Raw genomic sequence first — 7,089 nt, 5'->3', positions numbered from 1 at the left:
TCGCCGATCTCCCGGGAATGACCCACGTAGACGGCTACCCCGTAGATCCTCGCCGGACCGGCGGCCTCAATCCCTGACGTCAGCGCGGGTGTTAACCGGGCTGCTGCGACATACGCCGACGACGGCCAGTCCGCTTCCGCAGCGACTTCCTTCGATGAGGGATGCGGAGCCCGAACCTCGTGTCCCAACAGTCACGGGCAGCCGCGTCTCACGGCCCGGCACGGCGCGCTGGCGGGACGTAGGCGAAGCGAATCGGCACGATCGCCGAATCCGCGATTCCGGACTCTTCGGCAAAATGGTCTGCGGCGTTCGGTGTCGGAAAGGGCATCGTCACCTCTAACGGCCGATCTGTAGCCCCGTCCAGGCACACGAGAGCCCACAATGTCGCGTGTCGCTTCAACGCGGCATCTTCCGTCTGCGGCGCCACGGGCGGGCTCGGCGGGGGCACAGCAAGCTGCGGCATCTGCCGCAGCAACTCCCGCCCAACCTCACGCCTCGGTACTCCTCCGGACTGCTCGCCCACCACATCCTCTCCGCAACCGCCGGTCCTGATCCTGCTCGACGCGCTATCGTCCCGATACGCACGTGATTCCAATGTCTCCTCGCCTTTCTTTCGCTTCGGACAGCGCCCTTGCATGAATGGGGGTGCAAGAGCATCGCTGGTCATACCTGTGTGAGTCGCGTCGCGCGCCAAAGGCGCACGTGTTCCTTCAGATTCTCGATGAGTGGGCCGGGAGCGCGGTTGCGGGCGCTCACGACGAAGGCGCAGGCGCGGCGCTCAATGTCGGCGAGTTTGCGGGCGCTGGAGACCTCGAGCGCCTCGTTCATGTAGTCGACCGCCGATTCGATCTCGTCGCGGGCTAGCATCGCCCTCGCCGCATTGGTCCGAACGTAGGCTCGATGGCTGACGGCCGGTGCACGGTCGAGGGCGGCAATTCCGCGCTCGGTGTGCAAGAGCGCGGCATGCGGGTTTCCGGCGTCGATGTAGGCCGCCGCCGTGATGGAGTCGAGTTCGGCTGGGTGCAGGCGGTTGGGGTGCCACCCGGGATGCCCCCGCTGTTCGGGCGCGAAGTCACCGACAATCGTCCAGGCATCGTCCAAAGCCTGAGACGTGCCACGCTGGTCGCCGAGCTTCGCCAACGAGGCGGCGATGCATTCGGCCGCGAGTCGGGCGGCGACGGGAGAGCCGGGCGGGGCGACGGCCCATCCGTCCCGCGCGTACACCAGCGCCTGCCGGGGCTGATCCTCGGCAAGTTCAACCGACGACTGCAGGAGCCGGCACCACGCCTGACCAGTCGCGTCCTTGCCGAGCACCGCGTGGTCGTAGGCGGCGATGAGCGTACGTGATGCCTGCCCCGTCCAACCTGTGTCGAGCTGGGCATTCCCGAGCATCGCGGCGAGGCGACCGGCCGCGGCGTGCATCCGGCGCAGCCCTTCCTCGTCGAGACCGCCTTCGGCAAGGATCGCGTGCGCAATCGGCAGGTCCCGGCGGACGGCCTGTGCCGTGGCCGGCACCGGCGCGTAAGGATACGAGTCGGTGAGCTTCGTAGCGATCTTTTCGAAGTGCTCGAGAACCTCCGGCGGGGCCTTCACACGACCGCCACCAACGAGCAACAGACCTGGAAGAACGAAGCCGCCGAGCACGGCGTGACGTCTCGTGAGCTGGGCGCCTGCGGGGCCTGTCTGGGCTCGTCGTTGACAGAGATCGACACACACAAGGGGGCAACTACCTCCAATCGAGAAGTCATGCCGATAGATGGGCGAGCGATCAGCGAGTCCTCGCCAGCACCTCCCCGATCTGTTGGGCCCTCGTCCGTGTTCGGACATACGGGTGAGGGGCGCGACCTTGCCGACGACGAGGAGTATCAGCCCGTCGACCGCCTGTGGGCATAGCGTCCTACCTGCGTGGCGAGTCCGCCAAATCGTTCGAGTACTGATCTTTATGTCAAAAACGAGTACCGGTCGCGTCGCAGGGTCCGCTGCGGGCGGCTATATCGTTAACTCATGCGCGTCGGAGCTGAATGATCGGAGTTGCCCCAATGGCCGTGCCCATGCGCCGCTGCCGCGGCGGTTGCGGGAACCATTTTGCACCCAACAGCTACGACGGGTTTTGTCCGCTTTGCCAACGACGCCAGGCTAGCTTTGCCGCATTGACCGAGCCACCCGAGCTGCCTCTTGAGTTCTGGACGGCCGATCCGATGTTCGAGGCGCTCGCCACACGACACATGGGAAAAGTCATTCGTACCTACCGTAGTTGTCTCGGGGGCGGCACGAGTGGATCGGGCGCTATTGCGCAGGAGACGGTAGCGCACTGGTTGGGGGTGACTCAGGCCCTTCTTAGCCGAGCTGAAAACGGCGACGCACCAACGGATCTACGAAAGCTTGCCGAGTGGGCGCAAACCCTAAAGATCCCCGACTTTCTGTTGTGGTTCAAACTGCCGGGAAGACACCTCCTACCGGGCACGTGGCCGAACGATGGCGATGTCGCACCGCGAGAACGAGGTTGGGGGCCCGCTGCGAGCGGCCAGGACGAGATGCCGCACCGACAGCTTGAAGGACTGGCGCCGCGTCTCGAGACGTTACTTGGCCTCGGCTTCATCGCCGATCAGACGGTCTTCTCGCTCTCCGAGGTCTGGACCCAGCTCGGGATTGATACCCTCATCGGCCGGCAGGCCGAGCCGGAGGGATTTTTTTTAGCACCGTTCTTGCGACGCAGTGGAAACGGCACGGCAATGGCGACGCACCCGGCATTTCAGGAGTATTTTGCGTCCCGGCTCCTGCGGACTGCTCATGGCCGTGCAGCCGCGTTCGATGTCCACGAAAGCGAGCCCGTCCTGACAGAACAGATCCGGCGACTTCTACAGTACTTCGGTGCCCAGACGCCGGCAGCGCCGCCGCTTGTTCTTCCCGCCGGGATCTATGTCGTCGGCCCGAGTCATCGGCTGCTGCTACGGAAGGTCGAAAACTCGGTCATTTTCGATGAGTTTCCCGTGACGGTCAGCCGGTACAGGCGGTTCCTTGCCGCGGTCGAGCGGTGGGGCTGCGCCGCGTGGGATCACCCGGACACGCCTGCCGGCCACAGCCATGAGCCGTGGCACGAGCGGCTACGGAACCGGGAGTACTTCACCGACCCGCAGTACGATGATCATCCCGTCACGTGCATCAGTTGGTGGAGCGCCTACGCCTTCGCCTGGTTCGAGGGCAAGCGGCTCCCGACGTCGCTCGAGTGGGAGGCCGCCGCTCGGGGCGCCGACGGCCGGCTCTTCCCCTGGGGTGACACGCTCGATCTCACTGCCGTGAACTGCGCCGACGCGTGGAGCTCCCGGCCGCTGGTCACCTATCGAGCCTGGAAAGAGGAGATCGACGGCGGCGGACTGCGCGACAGCGGTCCGATGGCGGTCACGGATCATCCGGCAAACCTCTCGCCGTTCGGCGTGCGCGAGATGTCCGGCAACGTGTGGGAGTGGACAGGCACCGTGTTCGACGCCGTCAACTCCGCGGTCGTTTGCGGTGGCTCCTACGACAGCCCGTACCGTGCCGTCCAGACCTCCTCGAAGGCGCTCTACGTGCGCCGAGGCTGTAGCAACGCCGTTGGCTTCCGGTGCGTTCGGGATGCTGCGTGAGGTGATCGTCTTCGTCATCCGAAAACCGCCAGGCGCCAGCGGGGCCACGGTCGACACAAGCATCCGATCGGTGGGGGAGTCGATCGACAGGAGCTGACCGGCACTGCTCACCCGGTCGCGGCGGCTCGGCCGGCCCGACGTCGAGGAACGGGGGCCTGCCGGGTGGGCTGCCCGGCGCTCGACGGCCGCGGGCTGATCCCGGTCTCTTCGGCGGTGGCGTCGTCGGCATGGCGGTGTCCATTCACTGCGAGGGTCTGCTCGTGCACTCGAGTGGCGGTGCCGGTGAGTCGGGCGATCTGGCCGGTCAGGGATGCTTGTTCGGCGAGTAGGCGGTCACGGTCGGCGGCCAGTCGGACCTGCTCGGCGGTGAACGCGTCGGCGTAGGCCTCGGCACGAGTGGCGCGGTCGCGGGCCGCAGACATGGCGTCCGCCGCTACGTGACGTTCCGAGGCAAGATGTGAGGCATGCTCGGCGCGAGCGTCGGCCAGGGTCCTGGCATAGTCCCGATGCAGCGCGGCGAGCTGGGTGGTGTGGTCCGCGCGCATCGCTGCGAGCGCCTTTGCGTGGTCGCGTTCGAGCTGGCTGCGCTGCCCGTCGGCCGCAAGCCGCGCGCGCTCCGCCTGCTCACGGATCTGCGCGGCGTCGGTCCGGGCCTCCTCGGCGTCCCGTTCCGCCGCCTGCGCGCGGTCGCGGGCTTCGGCTGCGGCGGTGTCGGCTTGGGCGGCGGCCTCGGCGACAACGGAGGCGTCAGCATCGGCCTGGTCACGGTCCCGGCAGGCCCGGTGGAGTTCGGCTTGAAGGTCGCGGAGTGTGGCGCGTAGCCGGCGGGCCTCATCTTCGGCGGCTTCGGCCCGACCGACCGCGTCGGCGGTCGCGTCGGTGATCTGCCGGGCGATCGCGGCTTCATCGACCGCGCCTGCCCTGCGCGCGACGGTGGAAGCGAGCCCGCCGAGGTCGCCGGCGAACACGGCCAGCCGTTCGGCGACCGCGGCCAGCGGCATGTCCGTCAGCCCCAGCCGCGCCAACACGTCGCCCTCGGCAGGCGCGTCGTGTTGATGATGTCCGTTCGGCTGGCCGGCGCGGCGCCGGGCGTACTGTAGACGGGCTCGATGCCGCATCCGCTCCCGCTCGTCCCCACCGGCATACCGACTGTTCTCTCCCGCCGGTTCTCCGCACCCACACGCGCAGTCGACCACCGGCGCCAGCCACTTCTCGTCCACAAGTGATCCTTTCATCTATGTCGCTGTCTATGGCGGTCGTCTACGTCTACGTAGACCGGGCGGACGCCTGCTTTGGCCGGATGCGCGCCCGCCGACCGGGCACTCGTGCCCGCGATCGGCAGGAAGCGGCCCGCGAGCGGGGCCCGGCCGCCTGCCGCCCACGTGGTGAACCGACACGCCGGCTCCTGAGCAGCTGATCGGTTCTTGCGCTGCACGCGGGCCGAGCGCCCTGGTTGATAAGGCCCGCCCGGCGGTGATGCCGTTGCGTCCAACGAGGATGGGTCGCCGGGCCGGCGACGGCCGATGCCCCTCGGCTGTGGACGCATCGGCCGTTGCGCGGCTCGGGGGCTACCTGCGTTGTGTCCAGGCGGCGTAGATCGCGTCGGCTGCCGCGATGACTGCCGCAGGATCGGCGTGGGCAAGTCCGCAAACGAGGAGCTGGCCGTGACGCTGGTACGGGCCGACGGTGAGAATCTTGTGAAGAGCCTGTTCGTAAGCGCTCGAGGGCAGGGGGGTGGGGTCGATCGTTGGCACCCAACCCGACGAGTCACCACCACGGGCCGTCGGGCGGACGGGAACGCCGTCGGCACCGGCGGGGGCCGCCCGGTAGGTGAGGATGACGGTCGCGTCTGCGGGGACTGCCGGCCGATGGTCGAGGTAGACGACGGCCGGGAGGGCGGCAACAACCTCCGTCAGGTCCTCGACGTCCGCACCGGGCCGGATCGCCAACTCGTACAAGTCAGCAGCCGGTCTGAGCAGCGAGACCAGGGGAGGGCGCGCGTTCCACTGCCCCGGCCGCTGGTCGTTCACGGGGTCACCACTCGGCCGATGCGACGCATGAGGCGTCCCTTGTCGGCGGTCTTCGGGATGATGTCGGGCACGGTCATGTCCCTTCTCTGGAGGGATGAGGCCGAGGCTCCGGCGGGTGTGCCATCACCTGCCGGAGCCGCCTGCAGACAAAACTCTACAGCGCATCGCTGGAGGGTTGTGGCCCTTTCGGTGGATACCGCGTGGCGCTGTAGGGTCATCCCGTGCCGGACGACGACCCGCTGATCGGCTACCGAGAAATGGCCGAACGCGCAGGCGTCAAGCCATCCACCCTCCGCGGCTACCGCTCCCAAGGCCGCCTCCCGGACCCCGACGACGACACCATCCCCGACCGCCCCCGCTGGCGCCTCTCCACCTTCGAGGCGTGGATGAGATCCCGCCCCGGGCCAGGAACACGAACCGACCTGCACCGCGAGGACGATGCAGGGAGCGGCTCATGACGCCCTCGCGGCTGCCAGTAAGGAGGGTCTGGTCGACCGGCGGAACCTCCACCATTGCTGTCACTCACAGCGCATCTTTACTCTCGGAGAGTTATACCGTTATTTCTACAGGCCCACCCCCGCGAGGATCGGCGACGCCGACGTCCGACGTGATTCGCCATGGATGGGGACTGTGGTGGAAGATGTTGCGGTATGTCGGGGGTTGGCAACGGCACGGCCGGGTGGGACTTTTTCATCTCCTACACCGCTGATGATCAAAAGTGGGCGGAGTGAGTGGCCTGGCACTTGGAGGCCGCCGGCTACCGGGTGTTGATCCAGGCGTGGGACTTCGTGCCCGGGTCGGACTGGCGGTTCAAGATGGAACAGGGCGTTATCCACGCGACGCGGACCATCGCGGTCCTCTCAAAGGCGTATTTTTCGTCGGTGTACGGCGGGGAGGAGTGGCGGGCGGCGCGGGCGGCGGACCCGGAAGGACTCGCCCGTAAGCTGCTTCCCGTTCGGGTTGAGGAGTGTGATCCTCCGGGGGTTCTGCGGACGGTGGGCTCCGTGGACCTGTTCGACGTTGCCGCTGACATCGCCCGGCGGCGGCTACTTGCCGGTGTGCAGGGGGCCTTGGACGGCCGAGTGAAACCCGACGTCGAACCGGAGTTTCCAGTCCGCCCCCGTCAGATATCACCACCCGACCGGCCGGCCAGAGAGCAGCCCGTACCCGCCTTTCCCGATTCCACCGTCACCAGGCCCGCGCCCACCACGAGCCCTTCCACGCGGGCAGTCCACCGGCCAGCACACGGTTCCCATGCGCGCGCCATCATCGCAACCCTCACCGACCACACCGGCCCCGCTACAGCGGGTGGCGTTCACGTCGGACGGGACCATCCTGGCCACCGCCAGCGGCGACCGTACGGTGCGGCTGTGGGATGTTCGCGATCCAGCCCAGTCCAGCCACCTCAAGACCCTCACCGGGCACGCCGGCCCCGC

At 67.7% G+C, this 7,089-nt stretch carries 4 protein-coding genes and 2 pseudogenes; 3 read left to right on the top strand and 3 right to left on the bottom strand.

From position 1 onward, the window contains the following. Window positions 1-663 precede the first annotated feature (663 nt). The gene (locus tag MJ783_RS12615; protein WP_239310609.1) at window positions 664-1,593 is read right to left on the bottom strand and encodes a hypothetical protein; all 930 of its coding nucleotides are present in this window, start codon (window positions 1,591-1,593) and stop codon (window positions 664-666) included. A 941-nt stretch (window positions 1,594-2,534) separates the two neighbouring features. Between MJ783_RS12615 and MJ783_RS12610 the strand changes: the two genes are divergently transcribed. Next, complete coding sequence (locus MJ783_RS12610) at window positions 2,535-3,623, top strand: SUMF1/EgtB/PvdO family nonheme iron enzyme (RefSeq protein ID WP_239310608.1); 1,089 nt, start codon at window positions 2,535-2,537, stop codon at window positions 3,621-3,623. 107 nt (window positions 3,624-3,730) lie between these two features. Here the strand turns inward: MJ783_RS12610 and MJ783_RS12605 are convergent, their stop codons facing one another. Both MJ783_RS12605 and MJ783_RS12600 read right to left on the bottom strand, forming a co-directional pair. Further along, window positions 3,731-4,843, bottom strand: a complete 1,113-nt coding sequence (locus tag MJ783_RS12605; protein ID WP_239310607.1) for a hypothetical protein — start codon at window positions 4,841-4,843, stop codon at window positions 3,731-3,733. A 348-nt stretch (window positions 4,844-5,191) separates the two neighbouring features. Further along, window positions 5,192-5,653 carry a hypothetical protein gene (locus MJ783_RS12600; RefSeq protein ID WP_239310606.1) on the bottom strand — a complete coding sequence of 154 codons (462 nt, stop codon included), beginning with the start codon at window positions 5,651-5,653 and terminating at the stop codon, window positions 5,192-5,194. 731 nt (window positions 5,654-6,384) lie between these two features. On the opposite strand from MJ783_RS12600, the pseudogene MJ783_RS23675 reads away from it, so the two are divergent. Then, window positions 6,385-6,642: pseudogene (locus MJ783_RS23675) on the top strand (toll/interleukin-1 receptor domain-containing protein); the annotation flags it as partial. 265 nt (window positions 6,643-6,907) lie between these two features. Continuing rightward, window positions 6,908-7,089, top strand: a pseudogene (locus MJ783_RS23670) (hypothetical protein); the annotation flags it as partial.

It is taken from the genome of Protofrankia sp. Cj3, from assembly GCF_917627355.1.
In the GTDB taxonomy this organism is placed as follows: Bacteria; Actinomycetota; Actinomycetes; order Frankiales; family Frankiaceae; genus Protofrankia.
This window is presented reverse-complemented; position numbering and strand designations above follow the sequence as displayed.

Coding starts and splice junctions, on each gene's coding strand:
- MJ783_RS12610 (WP_239310608.1), top strand. CDS start 2,535: ATGCCGCACCGACAGCTTGAAGGACTGGCGCCGCGTCTCGAGACGTTA.